Origin of the sequence: Sinorhizobium psoraleae, assembly GCF_013283645.1 — a bacterium.
Taxonomy (GTDB): Bacteria; Pseudomonadota; Alphaproteobacteria; order Rhizobiales; family Rhizobiaceae; genus Sinorhizobium; species Sinorhizobium psoraleae.
Genome location: NZ_JABEKV010000017.1, coordinates 1 through 2,746, shown reverse-complemented (window position 1 = coordinate 2,746; position 2,746 = coordinate 1). Strand labels below are relative to the sequence as shown.

Genomic DNA, 2,746 nt, shown 5'->3' with positions numbered 1-2,746 from the left:
TCCAACACGTTTTTAGCGCACCGTCGCCATCGGCCTCGGCGCGCGCGTCAACGTGAATACACGCGTCGCCACGCTAAAAACGCTGTGCAATGTGAAGCTCAGGATTATGCGCAGGTATCGTGGCGGAAACAGCACGGCGGCCGTGTCCGCCACGATGATCTCAACATAATCAGAGCGATTGTAGAAAGGTTATCAGTTCGTCGGAGGCTCGGAAACGTCCAGTAGAGGCGCCGGCGGGCTGCAGCTTCATCAACGCCTTCTCTTTCATGGTGAGGTCCGCTTCAACGTACATGTGCGTCGTCGCGGTGTCCTCGTGGCCGAGCCAGAGGGCGATGACGGTGATATCCACGCCGGACTGCAGCAGATGCATCGTATGCGCCGCCTACACCCCATTGATTCCGTGTGTTTCTGAGCATTGAGGTTTCTGCCACAAGGTTTTCGGCAAGGCTGGAGATTTGGCATGGCGGATGGTGAAGGATTTGTCGGGCGATGCGAAGTTGTGGAGCCTCGTCGTGGAAACCGACGATGGCCCGCGGATCGTTGCGGAGAGCCTTCAGCCTGGAGTTAGGGTCGCTGACGTTGCGCATCAACTTTCTTGCTGACGACGACAGGCGCGTCAGGGTCTTCTGACGCTGCCTGCGGAACTGATGACGGCCGTGCCGGCCTTTGCGGACGGGGCCTATTGAACCCGCATTTGTGCCCTTGCGATTACGACGGAGCCGAAGACGGCTACCGATGTTTTGCCGATCCCGGAGCCGGTCGCGGCCGCTTCGCAGATCGTGACGGTAGAAATAGGCGCAGACCTCGTGGTGAGGGTTCCCGGCGATGTGCCGGTTGATCGGGTTGCGGCCTTGGTGCGGGCGATGCGAGGGACAGCATGATCGTCGCCGGCCAAAGCTTACCGATCCTGATCGCGACGCGGCCGGTGGACTTCCGCTGCGGCCTGCACGACCTGACGTTTGAATTCGACGCTGTGACTGCGGTGTTTTGCCATGGGTCTTCTTTCCGAAAACCCGGTAGCCCGGTCAATTCCTCATCCCGATCTGTCCACCCCAAGGGGCGCACTCCAAGTGCCGAGGTAAAATTCCCCAATTGTGCCGACGGGGTCGTCATGGAGAGATGGCGGTTTTTCGGCGGACGTCCCCTCGGTTTCGGCGGCGGGGTGAAGGCTGGCGGAGTGATCAGCGCCTTCGAGCGGACATGCTCCGGCATGAGCTCGGCATGCTGGCGCAGTCGATAGCTTGATCCCTCGATCTGGACGACGACGGCATGGTGCAGGAGCCTGTCGAGCAGCGCGGTGGCAACGACAGGATCGCCGAAGACATCGCCCCATTCGGCAAAGCCACGATTTGAGGTGAGGATCATGGCCCCACGTTCGTAGCGGGCGTTGACGAGTTGGAAGAACAGATTGCCGCCGCCGGCGATGACCGGCAGATAGCCGATCTCGTCGACGATCAGCAGGCTCGGCCTGCAGAAGAACCGGATGCGCTCCTGCCGCCTGCCTTCCCGTTCGGCGCGTGCGAGCGCGGCGATCAGATCGGCGAGCGTCGTGAAGTAGACGCTCTTTCTGGCCTTGACGGCCTCGACGCCGAGGTGAAGCTGATTGCGCCACAATACGTCCGACCGTTTGTAAAACGTCAGAAAAACGATATGGCCGACGCTGAAGCGATCGCGGTTGCGGCACGCCAGCCGGAAATGCGGTTTGTAGAACCCAAGACGCCCGCTCAGCAAGCGAGGGCCGTTCTGTTCCGGGGGCGAGAGCGTCTTGTTCATCAGCGCACTGAACTGGTGAATGCCTTACGAGCCGTGCTCTACGAATTTGGACAAATCATTCCGCAGGGTGTCGCCCATATCAAACGTATTGATGCAATCATCTCCGATGAAGCGATAGACTTGCCCGATGTCGTGCGGGAAGAATGCCGGGATTTACTCGCTCAGATCGACGAAAAGACGACCCGCATCAAGGCGAAGACGGCGCAACTCACCGATGTCTCCAAGAGGATAGCGCCGCTGCACAGCGTCTTCAAACCATGCCCGGAGTTGGTCCAATGATCGCGTTGGCGGTTCAAACATTTGCACCCGCAAAGACAACCTTCCGGTCCGGGCGCGATTTTGCAGCCTGGCTCGGACTTGTGCCACGGCAATTCTCATCTGGAGGTAAGGAGCGGCTCGGTCGCATGTCGAAGGCGGGGCAGGATGACATACGCAGGCTTTTGATCACCGGTGCAATGTCGCATGTGAGAGTGGCGAGCCATAAACCACCGGCACCAGGTTCATGGCTCGCGCGGATGGTCGAGAAAACCAAAGATGCTCGTGGCTGTCGCGTTGGCGAATAAAATGGCGCGAAGAATATGGGCTATGCTGACGAAACAGGAAGATTACCGGGAGCAAACGTTGCCAGCGGTGGCGTGATCCATGTCGCGGTGAATACGCCGGCACCGGTGAAAGAGGTGTGAGAAGTCGATGACCTGAATGGGCGCATGGTCGAAACGATCTGGATGAGGAAAGCCAGTTTAGCACTAAGAGCACCATAGCTCGGAAAGTAGATTTGGACCCGATCCGCAGATCACCATACCGGCCAGCGGTCTCTCGAAATGCCGCAATCAAAGGCCTGACAGAAGAACGCACTCGATCACACGTTCAGATGGACAAAAACTTCTTGCATACGCGCGGCAACCACAGAAGAAGTGCTAGCACTACTTTGGCACGTTTACGATTTGTTATCCAAGATGGATTGATGCTGAGC

General features: G+C 58.5%; 1 protein-coding gene and 3 pseudogenes. 2 read left to right on the top strand and 2 right to left on the bottom strand.

The genetic code is table 11. The annotated features are described in order from the left end of the window. Window positions 1-169: 169 nt before the first annotated feature. Window positions 170-370 (bottom strand): site-specific integrase, encoded by a 201-nt coding sequence (locus ILFOPFJJ_RS33060; RefSeq protein ID WP_210267698.1) that lies wholly within the window; start codon window positions 368-370, stop codon window positions 170-172. Window positions 371-460: 90 nt separating this feature from the next. Here ILFOPFJJ_RS33060 and ILFOPFJJ_RS35760 point away from each other — a divergent pair. Beyond that, a pseudogene (locus tag ILFOPFJJ_RS35760) lies at window positions 461-881 on the top strand (IS66-like element accessory protein TnpA). 214 nt (window positions 882-1,095) lie between these two features. On the opposite strand, the pseudogene ILFOPFJJ_RS33055 reads toward ILFOPFJJ_RS35760, so the two are convergent. Beyond that, window positions 1,096-1,593: pseudogene (locus ILFOPFJJ_RS33055) on the bottom strand (ATP-binding protein); the annotation flags it as partial. On the opposite strand from ILFOPFJJ_RS33055, the pseudogene ILFOPFJJ_RS36835 reads away from it, so the two are divergent. After that, window positions 1,582-2,412 (top strand): annotated as a pseudogene (locus ILFOPFJJ_RS36835) (IS110 family RNA-guided transposase); the annotation flags it as partial. The pseudogenes ILFOPFJJ_RS33055 and ILFOPFJJ_RS36835 sit on opposite strands and share 12 nt — an antisense overlap. Window positions 2,413-2,746 lie beyond the last annotated feature (334 nt).